This window comes from Rhizobium sp. BK275 (assembly GCF_014193555.1).
Taxonomy (GTDB): domain Bacteria; phylum Pseudomonadota; class Alphaproteobacteria; order Rhizobiales; family Rhizobiaceae; genus Rhizobium.
On the sequence record NZ_JACHZL010000003.1, the window covers coordinates 1 to 16,638 of the forward strand.

Genomic DNA, 16,638 nt, shown 5'->3' on the forward strand with positions numbered 1-16,638 from the left:
CGAACGCCGGCCGAGGTCTTCCTCACACATTTGCAAGACGGGGCATGATCCCCTACCCTCAAAAACGGCATGATGCGCTTGGGATAGATTCTCCACCGCAAAGTTAAAGTGTCCTGATTCTGCAAAGTTAGAATGTCACTCTCCCCGGGTTTTGATGACCTGGGAGATTGCGGATGGGATTGATAGCGATGAGCGAGCGTGACCTGCAGGATCGCTATTCTCGAAGATGATCAACGTGTCCGCGACGATGTTTATGGCGATGCATCCGTCCCGGAAAATAGACGTTGATGTGAGGTGCAACCTGTCTGATAGTTCGATCAACCACACACACCCTCTCCATGCCCACCACTTGAACGGAATGCTTTAAACATATGAGATTCCCTATTTTTCCGCGGTTCATGGCAGCGGTGGCGCTTGCCGCGATCTTCACGTCAGGGCTGCCGGCCCATGCTGAAAGCCCGTCCGCGCCCTGGCCACAGACGCACAGTGACCTGCCGGCGGAACCCGGCATCCACTTCGGTACGCTCGAAAACGGCATGCGGTTTGCGATCATGCGCAACGCTACGCCGCCGGGACAGGCTGCAATCCGCTTCCGCATCGGCGCAGGTTCGCTCGACGAGAACGACAATCAGCAAGGGCTGGCGCATTTCCTCGAACATATGGCCTTCAAGGGCTCGACCCATGTCGCTGAAGGAGAGATGATCCGCATCTTGCAGCGCAAGGGCCTATCTTTCGGGCCGGACACCAACGCCAACACCTCCTATGACGAGACCGTTTATTCCCTCGATCTTCCCGAGGTCGATGCCGATACGCTTTCTACCGGCCTGATGCTGATGCGCGAGACGGCAAGCGAGCTGACACTCGATGCCGGCGCCTTCGATCGTGAGCGCGGCGTCATCCTGTCGGAAGAGCGGCTGCGTGACACGCCGCAATATCGCGCAGCAATCGGCGTCACGAACTCCCTGCTCGCCGGCCAGCGTGCGACCCTGCGCCCGCCGATCGGTAAGGTCGATATCATCAGCAATGCGCCAGTCGATCTGCTTCGTGACTATTACCACACCAACTACCGGCCCGATCGCGCCACGCTGATCGTAGTGGGCGATATCGACCCGGCCGCAATCGAGACCGAGATCAGGCAACGCTTCAGTGATTGGAAGGCCGCCCGTCCTGAGCCGCAAAAACCCGATCTCGGCACACTGAAGGCGAAAGGCGAAAGCGCCGAGGTCATCGCGGTTCCGGGCGGCACAACGAGCGTACAGATCGCCTGGACGCGCCCCTATGACGCTTCGCCTGACACTTCCGCCAAGCGCCGGCAGCAGCTGGTCGAGGATCTTGGTCTTCTGGTGCTCAAACGCCGGCTGAGCGCCATGGCCAACAGGGCCAATGCGCCCTTTATCAGCGCCGCCGTCGGCTCCCAGGATCTTTTCGATTCCGCCCATATCGTCGTCATCGCGGCGAATTCCGCGCCGCTTAAATGGCAGGCCGCACTGGCCGCCATTGACCAGGAGCAACGCCGCTTCCAGCAATTCGGCGCCGAGCAGGCAGAGATCGATCGCGAAATCATCGAATACCGCTCGCTTCTGCAGGCCGCTGCGGCCGGTGCTGCGACACGCGCGAGCCCCGATATCGCTTCCATGCTGGCGAGCAGCGTCGATAACAATCAGGTCTTCACCTCACCTGCGGAAGATCTGTCAATGTTCGAGACCATGACGAAAGGCCTCACAGCAGCCGAGGTCAACCAAACCCTCGCGCATGTCTTCTCCGGCAACGGTCCGCAGCTCGTGCTGCAGACAGCGCAAGCGCCGCAGGGCGGTGCCGGGGATATCAGGCAGGCTTATGACGCCTCCCTCGCCGTTCCGGTTACGGCGCCGTCAAGCGCGGCGGCCGTCGTCTGGCCCTATACGCATTTTGGCGAGCCAGGCACGGTCGTCGAACGACGCGTTGTCGAAGATCTCGGCCTGACCATGGTGCGCTTTGCCAACGGCGTGCGGCTCACCGTCAAACCGACCAAGCTGCGCGCCAACGAAGTGCTGGTGCGCGAGGATCTCGGTCGCGGCCGGCTGGATCTGCCGAACGACCGTCCCCTGCCGATCTGGACATCGCCAGCCGTCGTCCTCTCCGGCACCAAGGCGATGGATTATCCGGATTTGCAGAAAGCGCTGGCGGCCAACATCGCGGGTATCGATTTCTCCGTGGACGACAGCTCCTTCCAGTTCACCGGTCAGACGCAGACGGAGGATCTTGCGACGCAATTGCAGATCATGACCGCCTACACATCCGATCCGGCTTACCGGCCTGAAGTTTTCAAGCGCGTCCAGCAAGCCTATTTAAACAACCTCGATCAGTATGAGGCGACGCCGGGCGCCGTCATCAGTCGCGATTTTGCCGGCCTCGTGCATTCCGGCGATCCGCGCTGGACCTTCCCGGACCGGGCGCAATTGTCCGCCACGACGCTGGAAGATTTCGAAGCACTGTTCCGGCCCCATATCTCCACGGCGTCGATCGATATCACCATTGTCGGCGATATAACGGCGGACGAGGCAATCCGCCGGACGGCGGAAACCTTCGGCACGTTGCCGGCCCGCGCGGATACGACACCGGGCAATGCGGCAAACGAAGTGCATTTCCCCGCGCGCACTGAAAAACCGGTCATGCGGACACATAGCGGCAGAGCCGATAATGCGGCGGCCATCGTCGCTGCTCCGATCGGCGACATGCTTTCAGATATGCAGCGGGGCTTTGTCGCAAACGTCGCTGCCCAGATCTACGAAAACAGGCTGATAGATCAGTTCCGCATGGCCGAAGGCGCGACCTACAGTCCGCAGGGCGCCATGGACCTTTCATGGGACATTCCCGGCTATGGCTACGCTTATCTCTACGTCGAAACGACGCCGGCCAAGATCGAGAATTTCTATGCGCTCGTGGACAAGATCGCTGCCGATCTCAGATCAAACGATGTCTCGCCGGACGAACTTGTTCGTGCCCGAGCGCCGATTATCGAGACATTGAAGCACCAGCAGCAGAGTAACGAATATTGGGTGCAATATTTGAACGGCGCTCAAACGGACCCTCGCCGCCTGGAGCGGATACGCGATAATCTCAGTGGCTACGACAAGGTCACCGCCGAGGATATCCGCCAGTTTGCCACGACCTACTTCCAGCCGGACAAGTTCTGGAAATTCGAGGTGCTGCCCGCAGCGGTACGATAGGCCCAGCGCGCTTCAGGCAGGATCCCGAAGGCGGCCGCGTGCGTCGGGATCCCCTCCTGTTTCGTCCGCTGCGATTGACGAACCGTTTTGGCGACGTAAAATTGTCGACGTCGTTTTGATGGCCGACCAACATCATACCGGCCTAGATGCCTGACCGAATTTCACTGGTCTTCGCATGGCATCCGATCATTCTCATCCTATCCGGGAATATGCGCGCATCGTGCGCGAAAAGAACCTTTTAAAGCTTCGTCTTCTTTCGGTCGATCGGCAGCTTGCCACGGCCAGCGGTGCCTGGAAATCCTTTCTGGAAGAGACACGCCTCTCGCTCATCGAAGCGATGCTCTCGCTCGATGAGGAAGGTGAAGGCTATCTCCTGCTGATGCGCAAGGACTGATCGGTGTAGGTTCCACTTAGGCCGAGACGAAGGGACGCGAGCGCCCTCTCCGCATCCTCGATCTCCTTGAGCACCAGTCGTTGCTTGCGGTGATCCATTCCACCACCGGCAAATGCGGCATCCACCAGTTCGAGCACGTCAGTCGCCTCGATAACCACGCGCGTTGCACCTCTTTGCAACGACGCGATAGGCTCTGCCTGTTCTGCGCCGGAAGAACGCTCGGCGGCAACAAACGTACTTCTCTCGAGAAGATAGGATGCGAGACGCGGATCGGGCACGACTTCCAGCAGATTCTGGATTTCGTCAGCGGAGAAACATGTCCTGTTGATCAGGCGCGAGTGAAAAGCGGCGTAGTTCATGCCCAATGCAGTGGCAACCACGCCTACCGGATAGGTCTTTTCCACGATCAAAATGGTGTAGACGATGTCTGCGAAGGCACGGCCGCGTTGCGTCATGATCGCCCCCAGGCTCTGTCACTGCAACTATAGCGGAAGTCACGTCAAAAGGGAGCCGTTGTTTTGATATCGTATCTGTCAGGGCGATGCTAACGCGGCGCCTCGGCAGGAGACACCCCACCTGGCGGGGAAAGGCCACCTGCCTCCGGGTCCGCCAAGGTGGGTGGCCGGACCGCATCGGCGCGAATGCACTTTGGTCCTGTTTTGCTGGTTTCCGCCTGCAAGGCGTCGCTTTCGGGACGGCGCTCGGATCTTTCTAGTCTACTCTATAACAGGCAAACGCCGCGGGAGGAGCTGCCGGCGCGTTGCCTTGATTTCAACGGAGGAGACGGAAATGAGCAAGAATCGTGGCGTCGTCTATTTGCGGCCCGGCAAGGTGGAAGTCCGCGACATCGACGATCCGAAACTCGAGGCGCCTGATGGCCGTCGTATCGAACATGGCGTCATCCTGAAAGTCATCTCCACCAATATCTGCGGTTCGGACCAACATATGGTCCGTGGCCGTACCACAGCAATGCCAGGCCTCGTGCTTGGGCACGAAATCACCGGCGAGATCATCGAAAAAGGCATCGATGTGGAAATGCTCGATGTCGGCGACATCGTGTCGGTGCCCTTCAATGTGGCATGCGGGCGCTGCCGCTGCTGCAAATCACAGGACACCGGCGTCTGCCTGACGGTCAATCCGTCGCGCGCCGGCGGCGCTTACGGCTATGTCGACATGGGCGGCTGGATCGGCGGTCAGGCCCGCTATGTCACGATCCCCTATGCCGATTTCAACCTCTTGAAATTACCCGACCGCGACAAGGCGATGGCCAAGATCCGCGATCTCACCATGCTCTCCGATATCCTTCCAACGGGCTTCCACGGTGCCGTCAGAGCCGGGGTCGGCGTCGGATCGACCGTTTACGTTGCAGGCGCTGGCCCGGTCGGCCTTGCGGCGGCGGCATCCGCCCGTATCCTCGGCGCGGCCGTAGTGATGATCGGTGATTTCAACAAGGACCGCCTCGCCCATGCCAGCCGTGTCGGCTTCGAAGCCATCGACCTCTCGAAAAGCGACCGGCTCGGAGATATGATCGCGCAGGTGGTCGGCACCAATGAAGTGGACAGCGCGATCGATGCCGTCGGCTTCGAAGCGCGTGGACATTCGGGCGGCGAACAGCCGGCGATCGTCCTGAACCAGATGATGGAGATCACCCGCGCCGCCGGCTCCATCGGCATTCCCGGCCTCTACGTTACCGAAGATCCGGGCGCAGTGGACAATGCGGCCAAACATGGTAGCCTCTCTCTGCGCTTCGGCCTTGGCTGGGCGAAGGCGCAGTCGTTCCACACCGGTCAGACGCCTGTTACCAAATATAACCGCCAGCTGATGCAGGCGATCCTGCATGACCGGCTGCCGATCGCCGACATTGTCAATGCGAAGGTGATTTCGCTTGAAGATGCTGCCCAGGGCTATGAGAGCTTCGACCAGGGTGCCGCGACGAAATTCGTTCTCGACCCGCATGGCGAGGTCGCCAAGGCCGCCTGATCGGCATCATATGCCGGGGCGGTAACGCCCCGGCACAGCCATTGCAAATATGATCCGCCGCCCTGCTCTTGCAGGGAAATTCACTCTTCGCGGAACGTGTGGCTGATCTGATCCATCAGCGGCTTGGTCATGTATGAAAGGACGGAGCGATCCGCGACCTTGATGAAGACCTCTGCCGGCATGCCGGGGTAGAGCTTCATGTTGCTGAGTTTTTGCAAGCTCGCCGGTTCCGGCTTGATGCGCACGGGGTAATAATCGGTGCCGCTGCGCTGCTCGGTCACGACATCGGGCGAAATCGATACGACGTCGCCCTGCACCTCCGGTGTCGTTTTTTGATCGAAGGCGCTGAAACGGATATCGACTTTCTGGCCGAGCGTGAGTTGGTCAATATCGCGTGTGGCAATCTTCGCCTCGATGGTCAAGTCGCGCTGATCCGGCGCCAGCAGCATCAACACCTCGCCGGGATTGACAACGCCGCCGACGGTATGGACTGTCAGTTGATAGATGCGACCGCCCATCGGTGCGCGCAGCTCCAGCCGATTCATCTGGTCGACGGCCGCGATGCGACGCTCCTGCATTTCGGCAGTCTTGGCCTCGACATCCGTCAGATCCTTCGAATTCTCGGTCCTGCGATCTTCGTCGAGCTGCAATATCTGCAGGTTGATCTCGGCGATCTTGCCCTCCGCCTGCGCCCGTGAAGACAGCCGCTCGCCGCGATTGCCGTCGAGTTCGACACGCTGGCGCTTGAGGCCGTTGACCTTCTGCATCGTAACGATCTTCTGGTCGTAAAGCTTGGCGGCGGCATCATATTCCTGATCGACGAGCTTGGTCGCCTCATCGATCGATGCGAGTTGCAGCGTATCGCCCTGTATCTCCTCGGCGAGCTGCGCCTTGCGCTCTTCCAACTGCTTGCGCATCCCGACCAATGACGACCGGCGGGCATTGAAAAGCTGGATCTCGCCGTCGACCAGGTTCTTGCTGACGTCGATATCCAGCTCATTTGCGGGAATATCGTCGGCGGAGAATTCCGTTGCGCCGATGCGTTCAGCCTGCAGGCGAGCGCGACGGACATAGAGCTGGGCAAGATTGCTGTCGATGATGGCGAGATTGGCTTTCACAGAGGTGCTGTCGAGCCGCAGAAGGACGTCGCCGGCCTGGACGTGCCCCCCTTCCATTGCCATCAGTTCCGACACGATACCGCCCGTAAGGTGCTGAATCTTCTTCACGTTCTGGTCGATAATCACGGTGCCGTGCCCGACCACGGCGTTGGAAAGCGACGTCGAGGCGGCCCAGCCTCCCATGCCGCCGACAAGGGCGACAGACAGGACCCAGACGGATAGGATGTGACGGTTCAGCGAGTGTTGCGACTTCTTCATCATCGGCCCTGCTCCTGATTATCGCCGACAACCTTCAGCGATCCATGTCTCGGTTGCTCCGTCAGATTATCGGCGCGGAGCACCTTGGCGAGTACCTGATCCTTCGGCCCGAACGCGAGCGCCTGCCCCTCGCGCATTGCCAGCACGAGATCGACGCTGGAGAGTGTGCTTGGCCGGTGAGCAACGACAATGACGATGCCGCCGCGCTGGCGAACGCTCAAGATCGCGCCGGCGAGCGCCGACTCTCCGTCAATGTCCAGATTGGAATTCGGCTCGTCGAGCACGACAAGGAAGGGATCGCGATAGAGCGCCCGAGCAAGGGCGATGCGTTGACGCTGGCCGGCCGAAAGCATGGAGCCGCCCGCCCCTATTTCCGTCTCGTAACCCTTCGGCAGCCGCAGGATCAGCTCATGGACCCCGGCCTTGCGGGCTGCCGCGATGATTTCTGCTGCCTGCGCATCGCTGCGAAAGCGGGAAATATTCTGGGCGACGGTGCCGGCAAAGAGTTCCACATCCTGCGGCAGGTAGCCGATGTGGCGTCCGATCGAGATATCATCCCATTGATCGAGTGCTGCGCCATCGAGGCGCACCGACCCGCGATATGCCGGCCAAAGGCCGACGATAGCACGCACCAGCGAGGATTTGCCCGAGGCGCTCGGGCCGATGACGCCGAGTGCGTTCCCTGCCCGCAGCGTGAAACTGACGCCCTGCACGATGAGCTCTTGCTTGCCGGGGGCACCACTCGACATCGCCTCGATGGCAAGCTCGCGAGATGGCGCAGGCAGCTCAAGCGGCGAAACTGTCTCGGGCAGCAGGGCCAATGTCTGGCGCAGCCGCTTCCAAGATTGCTGGGCTGAGACAAAGCCCTTCCAGCTGGCGATCACCTGCTCGACAGGTGCGAGTGCTCGCGATGTCAGGATCGAAGCAGCAATGATGACGCCACCGGAGGCCAGGTTTTCGATAACCAGCACGGCACCGGCGGCAAGTACGCCCGACTGCAGCGCCATGCGGAAGATCTTGGATACAATCGAGTAGCCATTGACCGTATCGGCGTTGCCGGATTGAACATCGCGGTAGGTATCGTTGCGTGCAGACCAGCTGTCGGCGAGTTCGTCGGCCATACCCATGGCCTGGACCACTTCTGCATTGCGCTGCGCCGCACTTGCAAGTGCATTTCTCTCGGTCGCAAGTTCATAGGCTTTTTTGGCCGAAGCCTGCGAGCTTCTATTCGTCAGATAGGTCAGCGCCATCAGGATCAGCGCGCCGCAGATGGCAATGATGCCGATGATCGGATGGAACAGAAAACAGATGCCGACATAAAGCGGCACCCAGGGCAAATCGAAAAAGGCTGAGGGGCCGGGGCTGGAAAGGAAGCTGCGAACCTGATCGAAGTCCCGCAATAGGGAAAGGCCGTCACCGGCCACCTTGCCCTTGAGCGGCGCCTTTAGCGTCGCCTTGAACACACGACGGCTCATCACCTCGTCGAAGACACCCGATATCCGGACGAGAATGCGACCGCGCACGAGATCGAAGGCCCCCTGGAAGGCATAGAGCAATAGTGCCAGAAGGATGAGCGCAATCAGCGACGGGATGCTGCGGCTCGGTATGATGCGGTCATAGACCTGCAGCATGAAAAACGAGCTGGTGAGATAGAGCACGTTGACCAGCGCACTTGCGGCGCCGACCGCGATCAAGCCTCCGCGGCTGCGTCGCATCGCTTCCGCGCCGAGGTCTTTCTCGCCTTTTTGAGTTGGCGAGATGCTAAGTCCGTTCAATATCGAATCTCCGTGGGACGTTTGGACTGATTGTACAGGCAAATCAGTCAAGGCTTCGCAAACATGTTGCCAGCAATACGACATGGTTAATGCATCATAACTTTGACGAATTCAACTGTATAACGTCAAATTGCTTTTGGAGGGAATCGTTATACCATCAAAGCAATAAATTCTACTTCCAGGCGAGGAATGCAATAATGGCCCAAGCTATTAGAATTAATGACGTTATCGACTCCTTCGGAATTGATACACACATCGATTACACGGACGGAAAATACTCTAATATCGCGGAAGTTGTTAAAGCCTTGGGATACCTCGGCCTCGACACGGTTCGCGATCATGCGCCCACCCCCGCCTCCGACCCCTATGGTCAAGGCCATCTTGGGGACGCGGCTGATGCCGGCGTGAAGTTCGTTTTCGTCTCGGGGCGCGATGACACCCCTGCCACCGTCGTGCAGCGGTTGCATGCCTTCGTGGAGGCGCATCCCGGTTCGATCGTCGGCATCGAAGGCCCGAACGAGGTCAATAATTGGCCGGTTGCCTATAAGGGACTGTCGGGAGAGGCCGCGGCCCTTGCCTATCAAAAGGATCTGTTCAACGCGGTGAATGCCGATCCGCTGTTGAAGGACATTCCCGTGCTCGGCTTTACCGGCTACACGGTCGCCTCGTCCAACGACTACACGACGATCCACACCTATGCGAAGGAGGGCGACCAGCCTTTCTCCTGGCTCCAGCGTGAATCGGGCGACCAGATGAGCGCCGATCCCGGCAAACCGCTGACCATCACCGAGATCGGGTACCACACATCGCTGACGGCTGATACCAACGGCGGATGGGAAGGCGTCGACGAAACGACGCAGGCCAAACTGCTTCTCAACACGCTGATGGACGGCGCCTTTCTCGGATCGAAGGGGACCTTCATCTACCAGCTTCTCGATGCCTATGCGGATTCGCAGGGTTCCGATCAGGAAAAGCACTTCGGGCTCTTCCGCCTGGATTATTCCCCCAAGCCGGCCGCAACGGCGATCCATAATCTGACGGAAATTCTTGGTGATGACGGCGCAGCACAGGCAACCTTCAATCCGGGGGCGCTCAATTATTCGATCAGTGGGCTGCCGTCGACGGCGCGCAGCTACTTGACGGAAAAATCTGATGGTAGCTATCAGATCATCGTCTGGAATGAGCCCGATATCTGGAACCAGACATCCGACACGGCGATCCAGGCGGCGGCGACCAGTGTCAGCGTCAATCTGGGCGGGGCTTTCGGGACGGTGCAGGTCTACGATCCGCTGACGGGCGATACACCGATCAAGAGCTTCAGCAACATATCCTCCCTGAATGTGGATGTAGTCGACCATCCGATCATTATCAACATAGCAGCGGGAGCTGATGCGTTGCGGGAACCCGGCCACATCTACGGCGGCACCGGAGACGATGTCTTCACCGTCACCTCCCCGACCGATATCGTCGACGAAAGCGGCGGCGGCGGAACCGATACCGTCATGTCGTCGATCAGCTTCAGCCTGGCGGATACGGCGCATGCGATCGGCGCCATCGAGAATCTGACGCTGACCGGCAATGCAAACATCAACGCCACGGGCAACGCGCTTGCCAACGTGCTCGTCGGCAATTCCGGGGCCAACGTGCTGGATGGCGGCGCAGGTGCGGACCTGATGACGGGAGGTGCCGGCGACGACACCTATATCGTCAACAGTATCTATGATGACGTGGTCGAAGCCGGCGGCTCCGGCAAGGATATTATCAAATCCTACATCTCCCTTAGTCTGGCGAACCAGGATCGCGTGACCGGGACCGTCGAGAACCTGACTTTGATCGGGTCGGCGAATACCGATGCTACGGGTAATGCCTCGAACAATATCCTCACCGGCAATACCGGGAATAACGATATCGACGGCGGCAAGGGAGACGACCGGATGATGGGAGGCGTTGGCAACGACACCTATAAGGTGGATTCAACAGGCGATATCGTCGACGAAACAGACGGCGGCGGCAATGACACCGTCTACGCGTCCATATCCTTCAATCTGACGAACACCCTTGGCACCGTAGAGAATCTGAAACTAACTGGTTCATCGGCAATCAACGCCACGGGCAATGCCGGAAACAATAATCTGACCGGGAATACGGCCAGCAACGTGCTTTCGGGCGGAGCCGGAAACGATCAACTTATCGGCGGCAACGGCAACGATATCCTCAAAGGCGGATCTGGAGCCGACAACTTTGTCTTCAACATCAAACCCAATGCTACCGGGAACATCGACAAAATCGAGGACTTTTCGGAAAGCTCAGGCGACAAGATCGCACTCGACCACAACATTTTCACGGCGATCGATACAGCCAATTTTTCCTCCGGAAACTTCGTGCTCGGCACCAAGGCTTTGGATACAAACGACCGGTTGATCTACGACCAGACGACTGGAAAGCTCCTATACGACGCTGATGGAAGCGGGCGCGGCGCGGCTGTGCAAATCGCGACGCTTTCCAATCTGGCTACGCTTCATCACGACGATTTCCTGTTCCTCTGAGATCGGAGATCTGACGCCTTAAAGCGGCGGATTGTATGGGGTTCCTTTACGGAGCCCCATTTTTTATCGCGCAGCAGTCATGCACAACATTGCCTGTAGCGCCCAGCCGAGCGGAGAGACGATTGCGCTGACCGGTACATTTCTCTTCATGTAGCTGCCTGCATTCCTGCAACCAGTGCTCTGCTGGCACAGATCTTCGAGCGGAGCGACGCTCGAATTTGAGACTTGCATGATGCAAGTAACCTCTGTAGTGACTTGCATCATGCAACGAACAAGTTTCGCCAATTTCAAATGCCCGGCGGCGCGCGCGCTCGATAGCGTCGGCGACTGGTGGAGCATGATGATCCTGCGCGATGCCTTTCACGGACTGACGCGCTTCGACGAATTCCAGAAGAGCCTCGGCGTTGCGCCGAACATACTGACGCGACGGCTCGCGCATCTGATCGATGAAGGGCTGTTCGAGAAGCGCCTCTATAGTGAGCGCCCTGCCCGCTACGAATATGTCCTGACCGAGAAGGGACGCGATTTCTTTCCGGTTTTGATGGCCCTGTTTTCCTGGGGACGCCGGCACGCTCCGCAAGAGGATCTCGCCTTCCTGCTCGGCAATGCCGCCTCCGGCGAGGAACGCCGGCCCGTGCTGGTGGATGCAGCCAGCGGCGAAGAACTGAAACCCGAAAATACCTGCCTGCTGCCGGGACCGGCCGCTGACGATGGCGACCGCGAACGGATCGCACGCATGCGCGCCTATTACCTCGGCATCGACGCCTAGAAAGGAAGAATCCATGGAACGCATCGTTGTCACCGGTATGGGACTTGTTTCACCGCTCGGCGTTGGTGTCGAGACGGGATGGGAGCGGCTTGTCGCAGGTGGTTCTGGCTTGCGTGCCCTGCCTGACGATGTGGTGGGCGATCTCGCCGCCAAGGTCGGCGGCGTCGTTCCCTCCGTCGAGGAGGATACCGAAGCCGGCTTCGATCCCGACCGTGCCGTTCCGCCCAAGGACCAGAAGAAGATGGACCGCTTCATCCAGTTCGCGATGATGGCGACAGATGAAGCCGTGCGCCAGGCTGGTTGGATGCCCGAGGGCACGGACGAGCGTGAACGGACTGCAACGATCATCGCCTCCGGCATCGGCGGCTTTCCGGCGATCGCCGATGCGGTGCGCACGGCTGAGACGCGGGGCGTGCGGCGGCTCTCGCCCTTCACCGTACCTTCCTTCCTTGTCAATCTCGCGGCCGGCCAAGTGAGCATCCGCTACGGCTTCAAGGGGCCGCTCGGCGCACCTGTGACGGCCTGCGCTGCCAGCGTTCAGGCCATCGGTGACGCGGCCCGACTGATCCGGTCGGGTGAAGCTGATGTTGCGATCTGCGGCGGCTCGGAAGCCTGCATCGACAAGGTCAGCCTTGGCGGTTTTGCTGCAGCCCGCGCACTCTCGAGTGGTTTCAACGACAGGCCCGAACTTGCCTCACGTCCCTTCGATACTGCCCGTGACGGCTTCGTGATGGGCGAAGGGGCCGGCATTCTCGTCATCGAAACGCTGGAGCATGCGCTGGCGCGCGGCGCGACGCCGCTTGCGGAGCTCGTTGGCTACGGTACGGCCGCCGATGCTTATCACATGACCGCAGGACCGGAGGATGGCGATGGCGCCCGCCGGGCAATGGAGACGGCTCTGCGGCAGGCCAGAATTCCAGCCTCCGAGGTCAAGCACCTCAATGCGCATGCGACCTCGACACCGGTCGGCGACAAGGGTGAAATCGCGGCAATCGGCACGGTCTTCGGCCGCGCTGGCGGCATTGCCGTCAGCGCTACGAAATCGGCGACCGGCCATCTCCTGGGGGCTGCCGGCGGGCTCGAAGCCATCTTCACGATCCTTGCGCTGCGCGACCAGATCGCCCCGCCGACGCGCAATCTGGAAACGGCCGATCCGGCAGCCGAGGGCATCGATCTCGTGGGCAAAGTGCCCCGCAAAGTCGCGATGGAATATGCGATCACCAATGGCTTCGGCTTCGGCGGGGTGAATGCCAGCGCCCTCTTCCGCCGCTGGTCCTGAGCAACCTCTTTTCATGCGCGCAAAATAGCCTACACTTGTCCGGATATTGCCGGAGATGATCCCATGCGCACTTTCTTTGCAGTGCTGGTTCTGTGTGCCGTATCCGTGATGTCAGGCATGGTGGTTCATGCCGAAGATCCAGTGCAGACGACACAGACGATGATCGAGGAGCAGATCAGGGCATTCCTCAAGGATGACGCCGATACGGCCTATTCCTTTGCGGCACCGGGTATCAAGGCGATGTATCCGGACAAGGACGTCTTCTTCGCCATGGTGAAGAAGAGTTACGAGCCAGTTTATCATCCCGGCAACTATGCCTTCGGGCGCAGCAGATCGATTGACGACGGCGCTGTCATCTACCAGGAAGTGCTGATCTCAGGCCGCGACGGCAAGGACTGGACAGCGGTCTATCAGGTCGCCCGCCAGCCCGACGGGAGCCTCAAGATCAATGGCGTGCAGATCGTGCCGAACGCCGACAGCAAGGGCATTTGATCAGACGGGTTCGAGATCGCCCCTCGCCCATTCCTCGATCGTCTCGGCCATGAAATCGGCGAAACGGCCTTCGGCAATCGCCTTGCGGATACCCTGCATCAGTTCCTGATAGTAGTTCAGATTGTGCCAGGAGAGCAGCATGCCGCCGAGCGCTTCGTTGGCGCGGACGAGATGGTGGAGATAGGCGCGCGAATAATCACGAGTCGCCGGGCAGTTCGACTGTTCGTCGAGCGGGCGCATGTCCTCCGCATGGCGGGCGTTGCGGATATTGACCTTGCCGCGGCGGGTAAAGGCGAGACCGTGGCGGCCCGAACGGGTCGGCATCACGCAGTCGAACATGTCGATACCACGGGCAACGGATTTCAGGATGTCATCGGGCGTGCCGACGCCCATCAGGTAGCGCGGCTTATCACCGGGCAGGACCGGAAGCGTCTCTTCGAGCATCTTCAGCATCACGTCCTGCGGCTCGCCGACGGCCAAGCCGCCGACCGCATAGCCCTTGAGGTCGAGCTTCGCCAGTTCTTCGGCCGAACGGACGCGCAAAGCCGGCACGTCACCGCCCTGCACGATACCGAACATCGCCTTGCCCGGCTGGTTGCCGAAAGCGACCTTGCAGCGCTCGGCCCAGCGCAGCGACAATTCCATGGCGCGCTCGATCTCCTTGGGCTCGGCCGGCAGAGCCACGCATTCATCGAGCTGCATCTGGATATCCGAGCCGAGCAGCCCCTGGATTTCGATGGAGCGCTCCGGCGACATGTGATGCAGGCTGCCGTCGACATGCGACTTGAAGGTGACGCCCTGCTCGTCGAGCTTACGCAGACCAGACAGCGACATGACCTGAAAGCCGCCGGAATCCGTCAGGATCGGATGCTCCCAGCGGATAAGCTTGTGCAGGCCACCGAGGCGAGCGACACGCTCGGCCGTCGGGCGCAGCATCAGGTGGTAGGTATTGCCGAGAATGATGTCGGCGCCGGTCTCACGCACCTGGTCGAGATACATGGCCTTGACCGTGCCGACCGTGCCGACAGGCATGAAGGCCGGGGTGTGGATCGTGCCGCGCGGCATGGAAATCTCGCCGAGGCGTGCGCCACCATCGGTCTTCTTCAGGGTGAACTGGAAGTTCTCTGTCATTTGTCTTTCCGGAAAAGAAGGCTCGCGTCGCCGTAGGAGTAGAAGCGGTAGCCTGTCGAGATGGCATGTTCGTAGGCCGCGTGCATAGTCTCGAAGCCGGCGAAGGCCGAGACCAGCATGAAAAGCGTCGAACGCGGCAGGTGGAAGTTCGTCATGAGAATATCGACCGCCTTGAAGCGGTAGCCGGGCGTGATGAAGATGCCGGTGGCGCCTACCCAAGGCTGGATCTCACCGCTCTCGTCGGCAGCACTTTCGATCAGCCGAAGCGAGGTCGTGCCGACGCAGATGATGCGCCCGCCCCGGTCCCGCACGGCATTCAGCCTCGCGGCGATCTCAGCGCTGACATAGCCGCTTTCAAGATGCATCTTGTGATCGTCGGTATCGTCAGCCTTGACCGGCAGGAAGGTGCCGGCACCGACATGCAGCGTCACGAAATGGCGTTCGATACCGGCCTTGTCGAGCACTTCGAACAGGCCGGGCGTGAAATGCAGTCCGGCGGTGGGGGCGGCGACGGCGCCCTCCTCCCGCGCATAGATGGTCTGGTAATCGACGCGGTCGCGTTCGTCCTCCGGACGCTTGGCGGCGATATAGGGCGGCAGCGGAATGTGGCCGACGCTGGCAATCGCTTCGTCCAACACAGGGCCGGAGAGATCGAAGGCGAGCGTCACTTCACCCGCCTCACCCTTTTCCTCGACGGTGGCATTGAGAGAGCCGATCATGCAGCTTTCGCCGTTGTGGCCGAAGGCAATACGATCGCCCTCCTTGATGCGCTTGCCGGGCTTGGCGAAAGCCTTCCACTTGTTGGCGCCGATACGCATGTGGAGTGTGGCCGACACCTGCTGCCCGCCCGCCCCCTCGCGATAGCGGATGCCTTCGAGCTGGGCTGGAATGACCTTCGTATCGTTGAAGACCAGCGCATCGCCCGCCCTGAGGAAAGATGGCAGATCGGAGACGCTATGATCGGAAAGCATCGTCTGCGCGTTCGGATCGACCACGAGCAGGCGTGCGCTGTCGCGCGGCTCGGCAGGCCGCAGCGCAATGCGTTCATCCGGCAGGTCGAAATCGAAGAGGTCTACGCGCATTGGGGCACTTCCAGGCAAAGCGAAACCCGCCCGCGCTCTCGCGCAAGGGCGGGTTCCAGCAGAAATCACAATCAGACGTCGGCGGCAACCCGCATGGAGACGATCGAATCCGGATCGGAGACGGGCTCGCCCTTCTTGATCTTGTCGATGTTTTCCATGCCCTCGATGACCTGACCCCAGACGGAATACTGCTTGTTCAGCCACGGAGCGTCAGTGAAGCAGATGAAGAACTGGGAGTTCGCCGAGTTCGGGCTCTGCGAACGGGCCATCGAGCAGGTGCCGCGGATATGCGGCGTTGCCGAGAATTCCGCCTTGAGATCGTCCTTGGAGGACCCACCCATGCCGGCTCGGCCCGGGTTGAAATTCTCGCCGCCCTTCTTGCCGAACTGCACGTCGCCGGTCTGCGCCATGAAATCGGCGATGACGCGGTGGAAGACGACGCCGTCATAGGCCTTCTCGCGGGCGAGTTCCTTGATGCGCTTGACATGCTCGGGCGCGACCTGCGGCAGAAGCTGGATGACAACCTTGCCCTTGGTGGTTTCCAGAATGATGGTGTTTTCCGGATCCTTGATCTCGGCCATTGTCGTTCTCCTTCTCGTCTTGAA

At 60.2% G+C, this 16,638-nt stretch carries 13 protein-coding genes; 7 read left to right on the forward strand and 6 right to left on the reverse strand.

The annotated features are described in order from the left end of the window. Positions 1-371: 371 nt before the first annotated feature. On the forward strand, positions 372-3,209 hold the full coding sequence (locus tag FHT82_RS09865; RefSeq protein WP_183729250.1) for a M16 family metallopeptidase: 2,838 nt from the start codon (positions 372-374) through the stop codon (positions 3,207-3,209). A 175-nt stretch (positions 3,210-3,384) separates the two neighbouring features. Then, positions 3,385-3,603: a hypothetical protein gene (locus tag FHT82_RS09870; RefSeq protein WP_183729253.1), complete on the forward strand. Its 219-nt coding sequence runs from the start codon at positions 3,385-3,387 to the stop codon at positions 3,601-3,603. On the opposite strand, the gene FHT82_RS09875 is transcribed toward FHT82_RS09870, so the two are convergent. Beyond that, positions 3,576-4,058 carry a phage regulatory CII family protein gene (locus FHT82_RS09875; protein ID WP_183729256.1) on the reverse strand — a complete coding sequence of 161 codons (483 nt, stop codon included), beginning with the start codon at positions 4,056-4,058 and terminating at the stop codon, positions 3,576-3,578. The two genes, FHT82_RS09870 and FHT82_RS09875, sit on opposite strands and share 28 nt — an antisense overlap. A 334-nt stretch (positions 4,059-4,392) precedes the next feature. Between FHT82_RS09875 and fdhA the strand changes: the two genes are divergently transcribed. After that, entirely contained in the window at positions 4,393-5,583 is a 1,191-nt protein-coding gene (gene fdhA / locus FHT82_RS09880) for a formaldehyde dehydrogenase, glutathione-independent (protein ID WP_183729258.1), read from the forward strand. Between the two features lie 80 nt (positions 5,584-5,663). Here the strand turns inward: fdhA and FHT82_RS09885 are convergent, their stop codons facing one another. Together FHT82_RS09885 and FHT82_RS09890 are read right to left on the reverse strand one after the other, a co-directional pair. After that, positions 5,664-6,962 (reverse strand): HlyD family type I secretion periplasmic adaptor subunit, encoded by a 1,299-nt coding sequence (locus FHT82_RS09885; protein WP_183729261.1) that lies wholly within the window; start codon positions 6,960-6,962, stop codon positions 5,664-5,666. Next, positions 6,959-8,674, reverse strand: coding sequence for a type I secretion system permease/ATPase (locus FHT82_RS09890; RefSeq protein ID WP_183730980.1), 1,716 nt, complete (start codon positions 8,672-8,674; stop codon positions 6,959-6,961). Before FHT82_RS09890 ends, FHT82_RS09885 begins: the two co-directional genes overlap by 4 nt. Before the next feature lie 257 nt (positions 8,675-8,931). On the opposite strand from FHT82_RS09890, the gene FHT82_RS09895 reads away from it, so the two are divergent. The 4 genes from FHT82_RS09895 (at position 8,932) to FHT82_RS09910 (ending at position 13,820) form a co-directional block, all read left to right on the forward strand. Then, positions 8,932-11,280: a calcium-binding protein gene (locus tag FHT82_RS09895; protein ID WP_183729263.1), complete on the forward strand. Its 2,349-nt coding sequence runs from the start codon at positions 8,932-8,934 to the stop codon at positions 11,278-11,280. A 262-nt stretch (positions 11,281-11,542) separates the two neighbouring features. Beyond that, complete coding sequence (locus FHT82_RS09900) at positions 11,543-12,049, forward strand: helix-turn-helix domain-containing protein (RefSeq protein ID WP_183729266.1); 507 nt, start codon at positions 11,543-11,545, stop codon at positions 12,047-12,049. A 13-nt stretch (positions 12,050-12,062) separates the two neighbouring features. Further along, positions 12,063-13,328, forward strand: a complete 1,266-nt coding sequence (fabF, locus tag FHT82_RS09905; protein WP_183729269.1) for a beta-ketoacyl-ACP synthase II — start codon at positions 12,063-12,065, stop codon at positions 13,326-13,328. A 63-nt stretch (positions 13,329-13,391) separates the two neighbouring features. Then, positions 13,392-13,820: a DUF4864 domain-containing protein gene (locus tag FHT82_RS09910; RefSeq protein WP_183729272.1), complete on the forward strand. Its 429-nt coding sequence runs from the start codon at positions 13,392-13,394 to the stop codon at positions 13,818-13,820. On the opposite strand, the gene tgt is transcribed toward FHT82_RS09910, so the two are convergent. The 3 genes from tgt to FHT82_RS09925 all read right to left on the reverse strand — a co-directional run bounded on the left by tgt (position 13,821) and on the right by FHT82_RS09925 (position 16,614). Further along, positions 13,821-14,951 (reverse strand): tRNA guanosine(34) transglycosylase Tgt, encoded by a 1,131-nt coding sequence (gene tgt / locus FHT82_RS09915; protein ID WP_183729275.1) that lies wholly within the window; start codon positions 14,949-14,951, stop codon positions 13,821-13,823. Further along, entirely contained in the window at positions 14,948-16,033 is a 1,086-nt protein-coding gene (queA, locus tag FHT82_RS09920; protein ID WP_183729277.1) for a tRNA preQ1(34) S-adenosylmethionine ribosyltransferase-isomerase QueA, read from the reverse strand. The genes tgt and queA overlap by 4 nt, the downstream gene beginning before the upstream one ends. 71 nt (positions 16,034-16,104) lie before the next feature. Beyond that, on the reverse strand, positions 16,105-16,614 hold the full coding sequence (locus FHT82_RS09925; protein ID WP_183729280.1) for a peptidylprolyl isomerase: 510 nt from the start codon (positions 16,612-16,614) through the stop codon (positions 16,105-16,107). Positions 16,615-16,638 lie beyond the last annotated feature (24 nt).

Excerpts from the sequence above, each read along its gene's own strand:
- FHT82_RS09865 (WP_183729250.1), top strand. The coding sequence starts at position 372 with ATGAGATTCCCTATTTTTCCGCGGTTCATGGCAGCGGTGGCGCTTGCC.
- FHT82_RS09870 (WP_183729253.1), top strand. The coding sequence starts at position 3,385 with ATGGCATCCGATCATTCTCATCCTATCCGGGAATATGCGCGCATCGTG.
- FHT82_RS09875 (WP_183729256.1), bottom strand. The coding sequence starts at position 4,058 with ATGACGCAACGCGGCCGTGCCTTCGCAGACATCGTCTACACCATTTTG.
- fdhA (WP_183729258.1), top strand. The coding sequence starts at position 4,393 with ATGAGCAAGAATCGTGGCGTCGTCTATTTGCGGCCCGGCAAGGTGGAA.
- FHT82_RS09885 (WP_183729261.1), bottom strand. The coding sequence starts at position 6,962 with ATGATGAAGAAGTCGCAACACTCGCTGAACCGTCACATCCTATCCGTC.
- FHT82_RS09890 (WP_183730980.1), bottom strand. The coding sequence starts at position 8,674 with ATGCGACGCAGCCGCGGAGGCTTGATCGCGGTCGGCGCCGCAAGTGCG.
- FHT82_RS09895 (WP_183729263.1), top strand. The coding sequence starts at position 8,932 with ATGGCCCAAGCTATTAGAATTAATGACGTTATCGACTCCTTCGGAATT.
- FHT82_RS09900 (WP_183729266.1), top strand. The coding sequence starts at position 11,543 with ATGCAACGAACAAGTTTCGCCAATTTCAAATGCCCGGCGGCGCGCGCG.
- fabF (WP_183729269.1), top strand. The coding sequence starts at position 12,063 with ATGGAACGCATCGTTGTCACCGGTATGGGACTTGTTTCACCGCTCGGC.
- FHT82_RS09910 (WP_183729272.1), top strand. The coding sequence starts at position 13,392 with ATGCGCACTTTCTTTGCAGTGCTGGTTCTGTGTGCCGTATCCGTGATG.
- tgt (WP_183729275.1), bottom strand. The coding sequence starts at position 14,951 with ATGACAGAGAACTTCCAGTTCACCCTGAAGAAGACCGATGGTGGCGCA.
- queA (WP_183729277.1), bottom strand. The coding sequence starts at position 16,033 with ATGCGCGTAGACCTCTTCGATTTCGACCTGCCGGATGAACGCATTGCG.
- FHT82_RS09925 (WP_183729280.1), bottom strand. The coding sequence starts at position 16,614 with ATGGCCGAGATCAAGGATCCGGAAAACACCATCATTCTGGAAACCACC.